The following is a 16557-nucleotide window of genomic DNA, read 5'->3' as shown; positions in this document are numbered from 1 at the left end:
TGGCGGCAGTCTACGGACAGATATTTCACAAAACCAGCGCCGCATAACCTTCGAAAGCGCTGCGCATGACCTGCCATGTGAAGTCGTCGGCGGGAATCAGATGCTCGATCCGCAGCGAGGTGAGGGTAATGTCCTGGGGCATGCCGAAGGTGGTGAAGGTCGATAGAAAGTTCAGCTCGCCCTGGGTCGAGCGCACGCGAGTCAACACCAGTGGCGGCATGTCGCTGGGCAGTTCGGTGTGGGCGGGCACCGGCAGGCTGGTCAGCAGCGCCGCCAACGATGGGTTGGTCAAGGCCTCGCGGGTTGCCCGTTGCCAGGCGACGGTGCGGATCTCTTCGGCGTTGATCAGGTGATCGCCCAGGCCGCCCGATTGCAGCAGGGTGCTCAGCAGGTTCACGCCATCGGCGGCGCCCGGGTCGATCCCGACCAAGCCAAAGAGCACGGCAGTGCTGGTGTTGGCCGCCAGCACCTGCCACTCACTGCCGAGCAGAATCGCCGGCGCGGGGTTGTTGGCGTGCAGCACATGGCTGACCGCTTCGCGAATGGCCGCCATGGCCGGCGAGGCGAGGGGGGTGGCGGCATAACGCGGGGCAAAGCCGGCGGCGAGGAATACGCGGTTGCACTGGTCGAGGGGCACCTGCAGCGCGCTCAGCAGATTGTGCAGGGTGCCGGGGCTCGGCTTGGCGCGGCCGGTTTCCAGGCAACTGAGATGACGCTGCGAGACTCCGGTGATCAGGGCCAGGTCGAGCTGGCTCAACTGTGCCTGGCGGCGTAGCCGGCGCAAGTGTTCGCCGGCGGTAGCAGGATTGTCCATGGCGTGACCATGACCTCCGAGGTCATTGCGAGGGGCTGAACCTTATCACTATCGTGGGCCTCGATCACTTCAAGGAAGAGACCATGCACAGACCCTTTATCGCCCTGGCCGGTTTGCTCGGGTTTTCGCTGTATACGCTGATAACGATGCTGACCGCGGAGCAGTCGCTGCTGGCGTTTGGCCGGCAATTGCTGTCGCGCCCGGACACCGCGCAAGTGGTGATCGACCTGTACCTGATGGCGCTGCTGGCTTGTGTGTGGATGTACCGCGACGCCCGGCGGCGAGGGCGGTCGGTGGCGTCGGTGCTGCCTTACTGGGTGCTGACGGCGCTGTTCGTTTCGGTGGGGCCGCTGCTCTATATCGTCATCACGGGGTTGCGGGATGAATGAGCTATTGCGTGTCTACGCACTGTGCGTGTTGATGCTGTGCCTGAAGATGCTGGCGATTTCCTGCTATCAGGGCTTCTTCCGCCTGCGCGCGCGGGCGTTCACTAATCCCGAAGATGCGGCTTTCTTCAACCGTGCGCCGCAGCCAGACGAACTGCCGCAAGTCGGCCGTGCCGCCAGGGCGTGGGCCAATGACCAGGAGAACATTCCGCTGTTTTTTGTCCTCGGCGGGCTGTGTGTCGTGGCGGGCACCGCTTCGGTAGCCACGGGAGTGCTGTTCGGGGTTTTTACCCTGGCGCGGGTGGCACACACGCTCATGTACCTGATGGAGTGCCAGCCCTGGCGCACGCTGGCCTATGGGGTGGGCGTGGCGTGTCTGATCGGGTTGGGCGCGATGCTCGTGTTGAAAATGATATGAAGGGCACCGGCGTCCTCAAGCGCTAGCTGTAGGCGCCGGCCCCGTGCGATCGAGCCGCCGGATGCCCCGGCAGGCTCAACCGATCAAACGCCTTTGGTCGACGGCAACAGAATCGTCAGAACCCCCAGCAACGGCAGGAACGAGCACAGCGTGTAGACGTACTCGATGCCATGGCTGTCCGCGAGCAACCCCAGCAATGCCGCGCCGATACCGCTGAAGCCGAACATCAGGCCAAAGAACACGCCGGCGATCATCCCGACATTGCCCGGCACCAGCTCCTGGGCGAAGACGACGATGGCGGAGAACGCCGACGCCAGGATGAAACCGATCACCACGCTGAGCATCGCGGTCCAGAACAGGTCGACATACGGCAGGGCCAGGGTGAACGGCGCCGCGCCGAGGATGGAGAACCAGATGACGGTCTTGCGTCCGATCCGGTCGCCGATCGGCCCACCAAAGAAGGTGCCCGCGGCCACCGCGCCGAGGAACAGGAACAGGTAAAGCTGGGAACTGGCGACCGACAGGTTGAATTTCTCGATCAGATAGAAGGTGAAATAGCTGGTCAGGCTGGACATGTAGAAGTACTTGGAAAACACCAGCAAGGCCAGCACCACCAAGGCAAAGGTCACGCGGCCTTTCGACAGGCCGTGGGTGGCTTTGCTGCCTTGCTTGAGCTTGAACAAATTGAGGTGGTTGCGGTACCAGCGGCTCAAGCCATACAGCACCAGGATCGCGAACACCGCAAACAGGCCGAACCAGGCGATATGCCCCTGGCCGTAGGGAATGACGATCGCCGCCGCCAGCAATGGGCCGAACGCGCTGCCAGCGTTGCCGCCGACCTGGAAGGTCGATTGCGCCAGGCCGTAGCGCCCGCCGGAAGCCAGGCGGGCCACCCGCGACGTTTCCGGGTGGAAGGTCGACGAGCCGACGCCGATCAGCGCCGACGCCAGCAGGATCGCCGGGAACGTGCCGACAAACGCGAGCATCAGGATGCCAATCAAGGTACACACCATGCCCGCCGGCAGCAGCCAGGGTTTGGGGTGGCGGTCGGTGTGGTAGCCGATCCACGGTTGCAGCAGGGAGGCGGTCAGTTGGAAGGTCAGGGTGATCAGGCCGACCTGGGTGAAGCTCAGCCCGTAGTTGGCCTTGAGCATTGGGTAGATCGAGGGCAGCACGGCCTGGATCAGGTCATTGATCAAATGCGCCAGGGCGCAGGCGCCGAGGACGCGCATGACCAAGGGGCTGACTTGGGGCGGGCTGGAGGTGGCAGCGGGAGACGCGGTCAAGGTCGACATGCAGGCATTCCATACAAGGCAGTGAACGACGGGGACGGGCAGCGATGATTTAAACCGCCGCTCCATGGATGAACTCGGCGTTTATGCTAGATTTGTCGAAAACGCCTGTCTCGCGAAATTCGGGCAGCAAACATCGCAAAAGAGGCGAAGCCATCAAAACACTGGATAAATTTCTGCGGGATATCGATGAGGGCGAGTGGGCCGTCATCAGCTCGGCCACCGACTATCCGGAGAGCTGGGTGATTCCCGACCATAGCCACGAGAAGCATCAACTGCTGTACGCCACCGAAGGCGTGATGGTGGTGCATTCGGCGCAGAATCAGTGGACGGTGCCACCCAATCGCGGCTTCTGGATGCCCAGTGGGCATGTGCATTCGCTGCGCTGCGTCGGGGCGTTGAAAATGCGCAGTGTGTTTGTGCGCCCCGCGAGTTTTCCGAACCTGCCGAGCGAAACCAAGGCCGTCAGCATTTCACCGCTGCTCAGCGAACTGATCAAGGCGTCGGTCAGCTTGAAGCCGCCGTATGCCGAGGATTCGCGCGACGCGCGGATCATGCACCTGATCCTCGACGAACTGGCGCTGTTGCCGGCCTTGCCGTTGTCCTTGCCCCAGCCTGCAGACCCGCGCATCCGCCGGATTTGCCTGGCGTTGCAGGACGACCCGGGCGATGCCTCGACCGTGGCGGATTGGAGCGAGCGCCTGGGCCTGGACCAGACCACCATCCAGCGCCTGTTCCGCCGGGAAACCGGCCTGACCTTCGGCCAGTGGCGCCAGCAAGCGCGGTTGCTGCTGGCGCTGGAGCGCATAGCCGTGGGCGAGAAGATCATCGATGTGGCATTTGAGCTGGGCTATGAAAGCCCGAGCGCCTTTACCAGTATGTTCAAGAAACAGTTTGGCAAGACGCCGAGTCATTTCTTCCGCTAGCGCAAAGCCTGTCGAGCGCTAACACGGCGGGGTGCTCGCGCACACGTCCAGCAGGCCGTTGAAGGCGTCGATGTCCAGCGGTCGGCTGAGGAAGTAGCCTTGGCCTTCGTCACAGGCCACTGCCTTGAGCAGTGCCAGGTGTTCGGCGGTTTCGATTCCTTCCGCGGTGACTGTCAGCGACAGGGCGCGTCCCAGGCCGACAATCGCCTGCACAATGGCCTTGTCATCGGCGCTGTCCTCCAGCCGGTTCAAGAAACTGCGGTCGATTTTCAACCCGTCGAACGGGAACGCGCGCAAATAGCTCAGGGAGGAATAGCCGGTGCCGAAGTCGTCCATGGCGATGCGGATACCCAGGTGCTTGAGGGTGTGCATGACTTCAAGCGCGCCGACGGCATCTTCAAGCATCACGCTTTCGGTGATTTCCAGCTCCATGCGCGTTGGCTCGATGCCGGACTTATTCAGGGCGTACCGCACGCGCTCCACCAGGTTGCCGCGCTTGAATTCGGTGGGTGACAGGTTTACCGACACAAACAGCTCATCCGGCCACTGCGCGGCGCACGCGCAGGCGGTTTCCAGCACCCAGTCGCTCAGCGAGAGGATCAACCCCGATTCCTCGGCAATCGGGATGAACGTGTCCGGTGCGATCAGGCCACGCTCCGGGTGTTGCCAGCGCACCAGCGCTTCGGCGCCGACCATTTGCCCGTCGCTGATGCGGTAGCGCGGTTGAAAGTGCAGACGCAGCTCTGCGTGCTTGATCGCAAACCGCAGGTCGCTTTCCAGGCGGCGCCGTTCGATGATCCGCGCGTTCATTTCGCCGGAGTAAAAACGCCAGGTATTGCGCCCGGCGGCCTTGGCTTCGTACAAGGCAATATCGGCGTAGCGCAACAACTCGGTGACGCCGTTGGCATCATTGGGCGCGAGGGCGATGCCGATACTCGCACTGATGAACACGTCCTGCTCGTCGACCCTGATCACCCGCTCGACGGACTCGATCAAGCGCCGGCACAAGGCTTCGACTTCGTCCTGGGCGCCGGCATCGATCAGGATCAGTACAAATTCATCGCCGCCGACCCGAGCGACCAGGTCACCGTGGCGCACGCAATCAGAGAGGCGGCTCGATACCTCATTGAGCACCCGGTCGCCGGCGGCATGCCCGAGTAAGTCATTGACCGGTTTGAACCGATCCAGGTCCAGGCTGAGCATGACCAAAGGGTGGGTGAGGGTGGGCAAGGCTTTGAGTTTACCGTCCAGAAACGCTTGCAGGCGCGTGCGATTGGGCAGCCCGGTGAGGGCGTCGTGCTGGGACAGGAACTCGATGCGGCGGCGCGCCTCGACTTCTTCTGTGACGTCGGTGGCCGTGCCGCGAAACCCGCCGCAGGGCATCTCGCGCGCCGACAGCCGGGTGGTGCGCTCCCGTCCCCGGGCGTCGACGTAGCGACACTGCAGGCTGATATCCGCGAGCCGCCCGGGCGTGGTCAGCCACTGAGAAAGGGCGCCGGCATCGGTGTCCAGCAGGTCGTACAGCGTGGCGCCGATCCAGGCCTGGCGGTCCAGGCCGGTGACGCTTTCGAAACGCTCCGACAGGTAGGTGAAACGCCACTCGCCGTCGATTTCCCAGACCCAGTCCGAACTGGCTTCCACCACATCGCGAAAGCGTGCTTCGCTGGTGGCCAGCGCGTTTTGACTGTCTTGCAGCGAGGTGTGGCTGTTGTCGAGGGCCTGGGCGTCCGCCGTGGTGCGGCGCACAATCAGCCAGGTCATCAGGCACACCAGCAACGCCGCCAGGCCCAGCAGCGGCAAACCGACAGCCATCAAACGCATACCGGGCCGCTCGGGGTGCCAGTGGAGGCTGCCGGCGGCACCGTTCTCACCAAGGGCGAACAACAAGGTCTTGCCGATTTCATCGGGTGTGGCGATGTGCAGGTGATCGACGCCAAAATCGTTGCCGATTTCGGTCAGCTTGGCGCTGTCGAGGATGTTGATGAAGAGCAATACCGAGGCTTTTCGGTCATCGGCGATCACGCTGGGGTCAGTGCCGGGCGTTATCGCCGCTGCCGCCACCAGCGTGGGGTTGCCGCGCACGTTAATGAACGTCGTGACCGGTGTGTCCGTCGCGACGCCTGCGCGCGCTTGTTCGAGTAGCGCCGCGACGGGCTGGTCGAGCCATTCGGTCAGCTCAATCGGTTGCAGCTTGCCCTCGACCAACGCGTATACCGTGCGGTCCAGGTCGTTGACGACAAACACGCCTTGGAAACCGAAATCATGAAACAGCGTGGGCCCGACGTTTTCGCGGGTATAGGCCCAATCCGTGTCCACGGAAACGTGCAGGTGTTTGTAGGCATCGCCCCAGAATGCGTAATCCTTGACGGTCAGGCGCTGGGATTTTTCCAGGGACTGCACCGCCTTGCGCGTGTAGAAGGCGCTTTCGCTGTCTTCGAATCGGTTCAGTTCCTGGGCGAGGTACACCAGCGAATAGCTGGCCGCCGCAAACACACAGGCGAGCAGCACCACGCACTGGAACAACGACGTGCGCGCCATCGACAGGCTGGTGCGTTGGGAAAGGTTACGAATGATCGGGGCGAAGGTATTTGGCATTGATTCCCGCAGGGCGTCGCTGCTTGTCAGGGTGATGACAGGCTATCGGCAGCCTTACGCAGAAAATGAGCGTTTGAGGCGCGGCGCGCCCATTCTCCCGGTACCTGGCTCAAGTGTGGGCGGGTGCCCTTAGTTGATTCGAGGCATGGAACCTCACCCCAACAGCCGCCATTCGATGTTTTGCTCATTGACTGTGATGATGTCGGGCGGCAAAAACCGCGGCTTAACGGCCGCGGGAGAGGCGGGCGTGGGTCTGCCGGTTGTAGGTTCAAGAAGTTTGGCTTTGGCCAACTGCTGGATCAGTGCTTCGCTGGGCTTTTCTGGTGGGACGTTGGCCAGGCGTGCTTCCAGCCATTGCAGTTTGCCGTCCCAGGCGGGGAGTTTGGCGGGGGGTAGGGGGAGGATGTCGTTGATTTCGGGGACTTTGGGGTTGGCGTAGGAGTAGTCCGCTAGCAGGCTCCAGATTTTTTCATAGCGTTTAGCGCGTTCGAGGTCTTCCTGTTGACCGAGGTAGTACAACCTATCGGAGGAAGGATGACCGCGAAAGGCTTCTTCCAACCTACCAGCAGCGCTCTCGTGACCAGCTACAACGCCCATCTGGAAGACCTCAAGCGCTTCCTGGTACCGACTCTCGTTTTTAAGATCGACACCCAAAGCAATAGCTGCATCGCCATTACCCTGTTCAGCCGCACAGCGGCGCATCTGCCGGGCAACATCAGGCGCGATGTCAATCGGCGCCAGTATATCCCCTACAGCGTACTGAGCTTGGGCACTGCCCTGATCGGCCGCCCTGCGAAAATAGCGCAATGACATAGCCGTATCCTGCTTCAGTCCGGCAGAACCGTTCTTCAGGAAAACGCCGATAAAGTAATATCCCGTTGCCACATTCACGTTGATCAGTTGCTGACTCAGGCGCAGGTGTTCGGTACCACTGAGCGTGAAGTGGCCGCGCATGGTGCCGTTTTGCAGGTTGATGTTGGCTTTGTAATGACCATTCTCGGACGCAATACGGTACAGCCGTTCGATCTCCAGATCGACCGCCTTATCCTGCTTGAGCAGGTTGTTTTTCTGGAGCCAGCGAGCGTATTGGAACAGCTCATCGGCCTCGGCGGACGGCGAAGGAATTTGCTCGTGTACACAGGTAAAGGCCAGCGTGGTTTTGATCTCGGTCAGTGGGTTCACGGCAGGGTCCTGAGTAGCGTGAGTAGGGGCGCTGCCGTTATCGCAGGCAGCCAGCAGCAGGCTTATCAGCAATAGGAGTCTGCGCATCAGTCAAGGTCCTTCACGATCTTTCCACCCTAATAATGTCGACGCGACCGATAGAGCTGTACCGCCGCCGGTTGTCTTGTCGCCGACGCGAAAGATGCCTTGCATGCCTCACCCCAACAGCCGCCATTCGATGCTTTCCTCATTGACCGTTATGATGTCGGGCAGCAAAAAACGCGGCTTGTGACTCTCAACCTGCAGGGTGGGCATGATCTCGTTCTTCTCGAAACGGCGGATCACGCCATCGTTGAACCGCGCGTAAACATCGCGACTCAGGCTGAATGCCCGCCAATAGCCAGTCTGGGGGCAGGCCTGGCCGCTGGTGCAGGTCGGTTCGGGGTAGCTGGCCTTGATGAACGCGGGGGAGTCGGGCGTGGGTCTGCCGGTTGCAGGTTCAAGGAGTTTGGCTTTGGCCAACTGCTGGATCAGTGCTTCGCTGGTTTTTTTTGGCGGGACATTAGCCAGGCGTGCTTCCAGCCATTGCAGTTTGCCGTCCCAGGTGGGGAGTTTGGCGGGAGGTAAGGGGAGGATGTCGTTGATTTCGGGGACTTTGGGGGCGGCATAGGAGTAGTTTGCGAGAATTCGCCAGATTTTCTCATAGCGTTCGGCGCGCTCAAGGTCCTCCTGCTGGCCGAGGTAGTACAAACGATCATCCGACTTGGGGCCGAGAAAGCCTTTACTCAGAAAGGACGCGGAGGTGCTGTCACCTGCAATTAACCCAAGTTGAAATGCCTCAAGGGCCTCCTGATAGTGTCCATCTGTCGACAGGTCAACTCCTAGCGCCCTGGCGGCCTTACCATGGCCCTGTTCGGCCGAGCATCGGCGCATCTGCCGGGCGATGTTCGGAGCAATGTTGATTGGCGCCAGTATGTCCCCCACTTCGTACTGGGCTTGCGCGCTGCCCTGATCGGCGGCCTTACGAAAGTAACGCAATGACATGGCCGTATCCTGCTTCAGCCCAGCCGAGCCGCTTTTCAGAAAGAGGCCGATAAAGTAGTACCCCGTCGCCACCTTCGCGTCGATCAGTTGCTGGCTCAGGCGCAGGTGTTCGGCGCCACTGAGCGTGAAGTGGCCGCGCATGGTGCCGTTTTGCAGGTTGATGTTGGCTTTGTAATGGCCATTCTCGGCAGCAATCCGGTACAGGCGCTCGATCTCGGCGTCGACGCTTTTGTCCTGCTTGAGCAGGTTGTTTTTCTGGAGCCAGCGAGCGTATTGGAACAGCTCATCGGCCTCGGCGGACGGCGAAGGAATTTGCTCGTGTACACAGGTAAAGGCCAGCTTGGTTTTGATCTCGGTCAGTGGGTTCATGGCAGGGTCCTGAGTAGGGTGAGTAGGGGCGCTGCCGTTATCGCAGGCAGCCAGCAGCAGGCTTATCAGCAATAGGAGTCTGCACATCAGTCAAGGTCCTTCACGGTCTTTCCATCCTAATAATGTCGACGCGACCGATAGAGCCGTACCGCCGCCCGTTGTCTTGTCGCCGACGCGAAAGATGCCTTGCATGCCTCACCCCAACAGCCGCCATTCGATGCTTTCCTCATTGACCGTTATGATGTCGGGCAGCAAAAAACGCGGCTTGTGACTCTCAATCTGCAGGGTGGGCATGATCTCGTTCTTCTCGAAACGGCGGATCACGCCATCGCTGAGCCGCGCATAAACATCGCGACTCAGGCTGAATGCCCGCCAATAGCCAGTCTGGGGGCAGGCCTGGCCGCTGGTGCAGGTCGGTTCAGGGTAGCTGGCCTTGATGAACGCGGGGGAGTCGGGCGTGGGTCTGCCGGTTGCAGGTTCAAGGAGTTTGGCTTTGGCCAACTGCTGGATCAGCGCTTCGCTGGGCTTTTTTGGCGGAACATTAGCCAGGCGTGCTTCCAGCCATTGCAGTTTGCCGTCCCAGGTGGGGAGTTTGGCGGGAGGTAAGGGGAGGATGCCGTTGATTTCGGGGACTTTTGGGTTGGCGTAGGAGTAGTCCGCTAGCAGGCTCCAGATTTTTTTATAGCGGTCAGCACGTTCGAGGTCTTTCTGTTGGCCGAGGTAGTACAGTCCATCGGTAGAAGGAGGACCAAGGAAGCCTTTACTCAAAAAAGATGCCGAGGTGTCATCTCCCGCAGCCACTCCCAATTGGAATGCCTCAAGTGCGCTCTGGTACTGGCCCAGTCCTTGAAGATTGACACCCAGGTCGGAAGCCGCATCACCATGTCCCTGCTCGGCGGCGCAACGGCGCATCTGGCGGGCGACCTCTGGGGCCATGTCGCTCGGTGCCAGCTTGTCACCCACAGAGTACTGAGCGTGGGCACTGCCCTGATCGGCCGCCTTGCGAAAATAGCGCAATGACATAGCCGTATCCTGCTTCAGTCCGGCAGAACCGTTCTTCAGGAAAACGCCGATAAAGTAATATCCCGTTGCCACGTTCACGTCGATCAGTTGCTGACTCAGGCGCAGGTGTTCGGCACCACTGAGCGTGAAGTGGCCGCGCATGGTGCCGTTTTGCAGGTTGATGTTGGCTTTGTAATGGCCATTCTCGGCAGCAATCCGGTACAGGCGCTCGATCTCGGCGTCGACGCTTTTGTCCTGCTTGAGCAGGTTGTTTTTCTGGAGCCAGCGAGCGTATTGAAACAGCTCATCGGCCTCGGCGGACGGCGAAGGAATTTGCTCGTGTACACAGGTAAAGGTCAGCTTGGTTTTGATCTCGGTCAGTGGGTTCACGGCAGGGTCCTGAGTAGGGTGAGTAGGGGCGCTGCCGTTATCGCAGGCAGCCAGCAGCAGGCTTGTCAGCAATAGGCGTCTGCGCATCAGTCAAGGTCCTTCACGATCTTTCCACCCTAATAATGTCGACGCGACCGATAGAGCCGTACCGCCGCCGGTTGTCTTGTCGCCGACGCGAAAGATGCCTTGCATGCCTCACCCCAACAGCCGCCATTCGATGCTTTCCTCATTGACTGTGATGATGTCGGGCAGCAAAAAACGCGGCTTGTGACTCTCAATCTGCAGGGTGGGCATGATCTCGTTCTTCTCGAAACGGCGGATCACGCCATCGCTGAGCCGCGCATAAACATCGCGACTCAGGCTGAATGCCCGCCAATAGCCAGTCTGGGGGCAGGCCTGGCCGCTGGTGCAGGTCGGTTCGGGGTAGCTGGCCTTGATGAACGCGGGGGAGTCGGGTGTGGGTCTGCCGGTTGCAGGTTCAAGGAGTTTGGCTTTGGCCAACTGCTGGATCAGCGCTTCGCTGGGCTTTTTTGGCGGAACATTAGCCAGGCGTGCTTCCAGCCATTGCAGTTTGCCGTCCCAGGTGGGGAGTTTGGCGGGGGGTAGGGGGAGGATGTCGTTGATTTCGGGGACTTTGGGGGCGGCATAGGAGTAGTTTGCGAGAATTCGCCAGATTTTCTCATAGCGTTCGGCGCGCTCAAGGTCCTCCTGCTGGCCGAGGTAGTCCAATTTATCGGAGGGAGGAGGACCACGGAAGCCATCTTCCAACCAACCCGCAGAGGTTTCATCACCCGCCATCACGCCCAATTGAAATGCCTCAAGTGCCTCCTGGTACTGATCATTGCTTTGAAGGTTTACGCCCAGAGCGCCAGCGGCCTTACCATTGCCCTGTTCTGCTGCACAGCGGCGCATTTGCCGAGCAACGTCCGGCGCGATGTCAATCGGCGCCAGTATGTCCCCCACTTCGTATTGGGCTTGCGCGCTGCCCTGATCGGCGGCCTTACGAAAGTAACGCAATGACATGGCCGTATCCTGCTTCAGCCCAGCCGAGCCGCTTTTCAGAAAGAGGCCGATAAAGTAGTACCCCGTCGCCACATTCGCGTCGATCAGTTGCTGACTCAGGCGCAGGTGTTCGTCGCCACTGAGCGTGAAGTGGCCGCGCATGGTGCCGTTTTGCAGGTTGATGTTGGCTTTGTAATGGCCATTCTCGGCAGCAATCCGGTACAGGCGCTCGATCTCGGCGTCGACGCTTTTGTCCTGCTTGAGCAGGTTGTTTTTCTGGAGCCAGCGAGCGTATTGGAACAGCTCATCGGCCTCGGCGGACGGCGAAGGAATTTGCTCGTGTACACAGGTAAAGGCCAGCTTGGCTTTGATCTCGGTCAGTGGGTTCACGAAAGTGTCCTGGGTCGGGTGAGTAGGGGCGCTGCCGTTATCGCAGGCGGCCAGCAGCAGGCTTGTCAGCAATAGGAATCCGCGCATCAGTCGAGGTCCTGAAGGGTCTTTTCGTCGTAGTAAAACTCGACGATCGGAGCGTATGGCGTCAGTTTTTGCGATTGGCGATCTTTGTTCTTATTGATGATCTTCTGCCAAGCCTTGAATGCTTTCGCGACATCATCCTGCGCCCCCCTCCCATCCGTATGCAGATCCCACAACCGTCGCCGCAACGCCCGCGTCACACTCATCCACTCATGCGCAATGTTCAGCTCGCTATCCACCTGCATGCTGCGCGTGTTGATATTCGCCGAGCCGTGGGTGGTGAACACGTCATTGACGATCATCAGCTTGGAATGGATGTACACCGGCATCCACTGCTGCCCCGCCGGCGAATCAGGCGCGACCAGTGAGCACACGTGGATTTTCAGGCCTGGGCGCGACTCTGGTTCAAGCGTGCTTTGCTCAATCGCCGCGATCTGGGCTTTGAGAGCTATCTGTCGAGACGCATTGTTTCTGGCGGCGTCCCGTTGGGCTTCACGGGCCTTATCGCTTATCTCGCCACCCCCCAGTGCGTCGGTCAGGCTGGTCAACGTGAGCAAGGCTTGTCGCTCAAGCAGTTCAGCCAAGGTCGGCGTCTGCGCGTTGGCTTGGGCTTTGGCCTGTTCAATGCGCTGCAACTTGGTGATTTCAGGAATGGTATCGCCGCGTCCGAGGCTTTCGAGCATGCGCTGGGTGTTCAAGCTCCCCGGCCCCACGCCGTCTGGGCTGGCATTGGTGATTACAAACAGGTGTAAATTTCCATGCAGGCCCGGATCACGCCCAGCGCCGGTTTGGACTTCGGCCGCCGCTTTGATGGCCTCGGCCAATGGCGGCCAGCGAAAGTACTGGTTCTCGATGTAGATGAATTGGGTCGCGTTGTTGACCGCCTTCAGGTAGATCTTTTCGATATCGCGCTTGCCGTCTTGTGCCTGGGTACGCACGATTTGGGCCAGCTGGCGGGTGACGCCGGGGGCGCATTGCAGTTGGGGTGCCACCGCCATCGCTTTGCGCGATGCGAGCAGGTCTTCGCCGGTTTCCTTGCGCCAGGCGGTGGCGAAGTTATGGTGCAGGTGCTCCAGAATCGGCCCGCTGATCTGGCTGGAAATATCCTGGCGTGGTGTGTTGCCACGCGGCCCGCGATTGGGTGCAGGCTTGCTGCCCTCGGTGCGGTTCAGTGCTGAGTGCTTGTCGGTGTCCCAGTACTCGTCGAGCATGTTGTGGCCCATGACAAAACCAACGGCGCGGTCTGTCTGTTCATAGTCGATCAGGACGGTCTTCTGATGGTGGGTCGCAGTGCTGGCCAGCACGCCCAACGTGCTGAGGCTGAGCTGTGGGTCGAGGCTTTTGTATTTGGCCTGATAGGCAATTTCAGCCCGTTCATACATGCTGAAACCGCGGCCGACAAACACCGGCACATTACGAGCCACTCGGATCGCGGGCGCTAAGTGATCGGCGAATGCACATCGGGAAAACCATTTCCGATCTTCGGTATATTGGTCAGCGGTGGAGCTCTGCATCGCCCGATCCTTGATACGAAGCGGTCCTTTACCGGGAAGGTTGGCCTCGCCCCCTGCGCCCGCAGCATTGAACGGCATCTCCCAACCGAGCACCCGAACCTCGATCCCTTTCCCGGCTTTGGTCATCAGCAGTTCGCCAATGCTTGGGGCACTGCCATCGCGGATAAAGTACATCGACGGTTGAAACCCCCAGCAGATGATGTCGATGGTTTTAGTGGCTTGGGCGATAGCCAGATGCACGGCCTCGAAGGCTTCTTCACCGTTGATCAGCGGCTTATAGGTGGCTTTCGCAGGAGGGTACTCGGTGTTCGGCACGTACCAGGGCGCGGAGCAGGTCACCTGCTGTGTGTGTTGCAGGGCGACGGGGGCGACGATATCGGGTTCAGTCATGAAGTTTTCCCTTCCTGGTCATTGATCACGGCGGCATACAGGGCACGGTGATCCGTGTGCGATGTGGGTTGGCTCACCTCGGTGTCGGCTCGCGAGAGGTGGTTGTGCATGCCGCCATTGGCCAGGTGTGCTTGTTCGGCATTGCGATAGTCAGTAGGCACCGGGATCTGGTAGCTCACCCCGTTGGCTAACACCATTCGGTACTGCTGCGTCACGACCGCGTGGTCGATCGACACTTGCCCGGACTTGTCCAATACGCCGTGATTGAGCACTGCACCATCGGCGTAGAGCGTGTAGGGCATGCCTGCCCAGCCTTGATCAGGGGCATTGGGGGTTTGCGGCACGTTGAACCGCAGCGCTTGTTTGAACAGGCTTTGTGGGTACTCCGGATCTGCGGCTTTCTGGCTGGCTGGACCGAGGGCTTCGAAGTACGCCGATTTGATCAGGTAGTCGCCCAGGGTCCCTGACTCGATGCTGCTCGCATCGAGGGTGATGTAGCTGCCGCCGGCATTCAGGGTGATTTTCTGCTTCGCGACGATACGGATTTCATCTTCGCTGCTGATGATCTCCAAACCATGGCGGGCCATCAGTTGCAGCGCGTCGTTTTGTGCCTGGATCTTTACCGGGCCCTGGTTGGCGATCAATTGGATGCCCAGCTTGCGCACGAACAGGCTTACCCCTTGTCCCACGCCGATGAACAGGCGCTTGACCACACTGATATCCGCCTCGGCTCCGGCGTTGATCATCAGGTTGTCCTGAGCGGCCAATTGCAGGTGCTGGCCGCTGGTTACGGCAACGCCTTGGGGGGCGCTGAGCAATACGACCGAGGCCTTGAGTTGATCGAGCTGGTCTCGCATCAATTTTAGTTGCGCTTGCACATCCGCTGGACCTGCGTTGGCGGCCTGGGCATCGGTCGATAATCCTTCCAACTGGTCACTCGCCTGTTGCAACCGGCCCAGCGAGGCGCTCATTTCCAGCATGTGTCCCTGAGCCTTGGGTTGTGCGTCGGCACTGATCAAGATCCCACTGCCGGCACGAATGGCGGCATGCCCATCAGTCCGCAACTCCGCGCCCTGGCCTCGCGGTTGGCGCTTGGCATCAACCAAATGCCCCAGGTTGAGCTGGCTCTTACCACTGTGCTCAGTACTGAGCTTCACGTGTTCTTGCCCTCGCGTGTCGTCCATGCGCAATTTGTTATTGGCGGGGGTGCGCAAGACGTTGCGTTTGTAGTTGCGCAAGGTCACATGGTCAGGATGCTGGCTGTCGTGCAGGGCATGGGCGATGTAGGGCCGGTCGGGGTCGCCTTGTTCAAAGGCGATCGCCACTTCGGTGCCGGGGATCAACGGCAGGTGCAAGCCGTGGGTGTCGCCGGCGTAGGGCCTGGCCAGGCGCAGCCAGAGGCTTTCTTCGCCGGGTTTCCAGGTGTCGCGGTCGAACAGGAAATTGACCTTGTAGCGGCCTTCGATGTCGATGTGGCCGTAGGGGTCGTGCTCCTGCGGGCTGGTGACGCGGGCCGGGACGGTGCCGGCGATCCGAGGTTTTGGCGGCAGTGCTGGGCGAAAGCACACGGTTTCCGAGTAGGGAATGGCTTCAAAGTTGATTTCAAAACTGCGATCGCGGGCGGCGTGGGTGGTCAGTTGCGTGATCACCGCGCCGGGAGCGAAGGCCTGCGGCGCGCCGCCGGAGATGTTCAGGACCTGGCCGGGCGCCAGGGCGGCGCTACTGCTGACGCCGCTGAGTCGGGTCTGGCCGTTGAGGTAACGCTCGTGACGCAGGCGAGCATAGAAGTAGCCACTTTCGCTTTGCAGGTCTTCGTCATGGGCGTATCGGTCGCCCATCCCCGTGTACGCTTCGGCGTAGTGATAAGCCTCGCCGTAGGTACCGCTGGCGCCACGCGTTTGGTCGATCTCGCCATTCAGGTGAGCGTTGGCCACGCGGTGATGGTAGGTGCGGATGTTGACGCGTTTTTCCACCACGTGGTGGCTCGATTGCAGGCCCCACGTGCTGTCTTTTCCGCTGCTGCTGAGCCCGGATTGCGGACGGTAGGCCAGCTCGACATCGAACGTGTAATGACGCTGGTCGTCGTGAAATTCCACCACGTCGATGTTCAACCGCTCATCGTGGGTGAAGCGATACCAGATGCCCACATCGGCCAATAAGCGCGAGATAAAGGCCAGGTCGCTTTCGCCATATTGCATGACCTGTTCGCGCCTGGGGTATTCGCGCACCAGCTTGAAGAGGAAGTCCTGGCCTTCAAAGTCGTGGCGGCTGCGCAGGATGCTTTCGACGATCTGCGGGACAGATTGGTGTTGATAAATGCGGAACTGGCGGCCTCGCCCAAGCAGGGCCAGGCGCGGTTGCAGAGTGATTTCGTAGCGGGCTTCATCAACGGAGCCGGACAGGCGTTTGAAGCCGGTGACCACGCCGTGCAAGACACGCAGCGGTTCGCTCGAGGGCACGCTCAGGCCGCGAAAGGGCGGAGGCTGCGGCGCCCCGTACAGACTGAAGCAGGCGTTTTGGCCGAGCATCTTTTCAGCGGCAATGTCGCCGTCGGTGCTGGTGAATTCCACAGCATAGTTGAACGGTTGGCTCAGGCCTTCTGTGCCCTCGAAGGCCAGGACGTCGAGCGGCTCGTCAACATCGCGGACAGTGAGCGTGTGCCGACGATGGTCGAAGAAAACGCTCGGTAATACGCTGGAAGCCATTCCTTTTACTCCTAGGCGCGAAAGCCCGAAGAGTAAAGATTTGGTCTCGGTGATTAATGTCGGAAGATTCGCCTT

12 protein-coding genes are annotated in these 16557 nt (G+C 60.4%); 3 read left to right on the top strand and 9 right to left on the bottom strand.

The window, feature by feature from the left end; translation table 11 throughout:
- Positions 1–25 precede the first annotated feature (25 nt).
- A complete protein-coding gene (locus LQ249_RS16945) occupies positions 26–814 on the bottom strand; it encodes a helix-turn-helix domain-containing protein (RefSeq protein WP_232565698.1) in 789 nt (262 codons plus the stop codon).
- A gap of 83 nt (positions 815–897) precedes the next feature.
- Between LQ249_RS16945 and LQ249_RS16940 the strand changes: the two genes are divergently transcribed.
- On the top strand, positions 898–1203 hold the full coding sequence (locus LQ249_RS16940; protein WP_017846441.1) for a DUF2834 domain-containing protein: 306 nt from the start codon (positions 898–900) through the stop codon (positions 1201–1203).
- Positions 1196–1618 carry an MAPEG family protein gene (locus tag LQ249_RS16935; RefSeq protein WP_232565697.1) on the top strand — a complete coding sequence of 141 codons (423 nt, stop codon included), beginning with the start codon at positions 1196–1198 and terminating at the stop codon, positions 1616–1618. The genes LQ249_RS16940 and LQ249_RS16935 overlap by 8 nt, the downstream gene beginning before the upstream one ends.
- An 83-nt stretch (positions 1619–1701) precedes the next feature.
- On the opposite strand, the gene LQ249_RS16930 is transcribed toward LQ249_RS16935, so the two are convergent.
- Positions 1702–2913, bottom strand: coding sequence for an MFS transporter (locus LQ249_RS16930; protein WP_046383630.1), 1212 nt, complete (start codon positions 2911–2913; stop codon positions 1702–1704).
- 83 nt (positions 2914–2996) lie between these two features.
- Between LQ249_RS16930 and LQ249_RS16925 the strand changes: the two genes are divergently transcribed.
- Positions 2997–3836, top strand: a complete 840-nt coding sequence (locus tag LQ249_RS16925; RefSeq protein WP_017846438.1) for an AraC family transcriptional regulator — start codon at positions 2997–2999, stop codon at positions 3834–3836.
- 18 nt (positions 3837–3854) lie between these two features.
- Here LQ249_RS16925 and LQ249_RS16920 read toward each other — a convergent pair whose 3' ends face one another.
- The 7 genes from LQ249_RS16920 to LQ249_RS16890 all read right to left on the bottom strand — a co-directional run bounded on the left by LQ249_RS16920 (position 3855) and on the right by LQ249_RS16890 (position 16482).
- A complete protein-coding gene (locus LQ249_RS16920) occupies positions 3855–6431 on the bottom strand; it encodes a bifunctional diguanylate cyclase/phosphodiesterase (protein WP_232565696.1) in 2577 nt (858 codons plus the stop codon).
- A 153-nt stretch (positions 6432–6584) separates the two neighbouring features.
- Positions 6585–7700: an SEL1-like repeat protein gene (locus LQ249_RS16915; protein WP_232565695.1), complete on the bottom strand. Its 1116-nt coding sequence runs from the start codon at positions 7698–7700 to the stop codon at positions 6585–6587.
- Positions 7701–7808: 108 nt separating this feature from the next.
- Entirely contained in the window at positions 7809–9005 is a 1197-nt protein-coding gene (locus tag LQ249_RS16910) for an SEL1-like repeat protein (protein WP_332840616.1), read from the bottom strand.
- Positions 9006–9200: 195 nt separating this feature from the next.
- Positions 9201–10397 carry an SEL1-like repeat protein gene (locus LQ249_RS16905; protein WP_332840615.1) on the bottom strand — a complete coding sequence of 399 codons (1197 nt, stop codon included), beginning with the start codon at positions 10395–10397 and terminating at the stop codon, positions 9201–9203.
- A 195-nt stretch (positions 10398–10592) separates the two neighbouring features.
- Positions 10593–11876, bottom strand: a complete 1284-nt coding sequence (locus LQ249_RS16900; RefSeq protein WP_232565692.1) for an SEL1-like repeat protein — start codon at positions 11874–11876, stop codon at positions 10593–10595.
- Entirely contained in the window at positions 11876–13777 is a 1902-nt protein-coding gene (locus LQ249_RS16895) for a phospholipase D-like domain-containing protein (RefSeq protein WP_232565691.1), read from the bottom strand. The genes LQ249_RS16900 and LQ249_RS16895 overlap by 1 nt, the downstream gene beginning before the upstream one ends.
- Entirely contained in the window at positions 13774–16482 is a 2709-nt protein-coding gene (locus tag LQ249_RS16890) for a type VI secretion system Vgr family protein (protein ID WP_232565690.1), read from the bottom strand. Before LQ249_RS16890 ends, LQ249_RS16895 begins: the two co-directional genes overlap by 4 nt.
- Positions 16483–16557: the final 75 nt, after the last annotated feature.

Source organism: Pseudomonas sp. 7-41 (assembly GCF_021233075.1).
GTDB lineage: Bacteria > Pseudomonadota > Gammaproteobacteria > Pseudomonadales > Pseudomonadaceae > Aquipseudomonas > Aquipseudomonas veronii.
This window is presented reverse-complemented; position numbering and strand designations above follow the sequence as displayed.

Bases quoted from the DNA above. Each gene is read 5' to 3' on its own strand.
- LQ249_RS16945 (WP_232565698.1), bottom strand. From the start codon at position 814: ATGGACAATCCTGCTACCGCCGGCGAACACTTGCGCCGGCTACGCCGC.
- LQ249_RS16940 (WP_017846441.1), top strand. From the start codon at position 898: ATGCACAGACCCTTTATCGCCCTGGCCGGTTTGCTCGGGTTTTCGCTG.
- LQ249_RS16935 (WP_232565697.1), top strand. From the start codon at position 1,196: ATGAATGAGCTATTGCGTGTCTACGCACTGTGCGTGTTGATGCTGTGC.
- LQ249_RS16930 (WP_046383630.1), bottom strand. From the start codon at position 2,913: ATGTCGACCTTGACCGCGTCTCCCGCTGCCACCTCCAGCCCGCCCCAA.
- LQ249_RS16925 (WP_017846438.1), top strand. From the start codon at position 2,997: ATGCTAGATTTGTCGAAAACGCCTGTCTCGCGAAATTCGGGCAGCAAA.
- LQ249_RS16920 (WP_232565696.1), bottom strand. From the start codon at position 6,431: ATGCCAAATACCTTCGCCCCGATCATTCGTAACCTTTCCCAACGCACC.
- LQ249_RS16915 (WP_232565695.1), bottom strand. From the start codon at position 7,700: ATGCGCAGACTCCTATTGCTGATAAGCCTGCTGCTGGCTGCCTGCGAT.
- LQ249_RS16910 (WP_332840616.1), bottom strand. From the start codon at position 9,005: ATGAACCCACTGACCGAGATCAAAACCAAGCTGGCCTTTACCTGTGTA.
- LQ249_RS16900 (WP_232565692.1), bottom strand. From the start codon at position 11,876: ATGCGCGGATTCCTATTGCTGACAAGCCTGCTGCTGGCCGCCTGCGAT.
- LQ249_RS16895 (WP_232565691.1), bottom strand. From the start codon at position 13,777: ATGACTGAACCCGATATCGTCGCCCCCGTCGCCCTGCAACACACACAG.
- LQ249_RS16890 (WP_232565690.1), bottom strand. From the start codon at position 16,482: ATGGCTTCCAGCGTATTACCGAGCGTTTTCTTCGACCATCGTCGGCAC.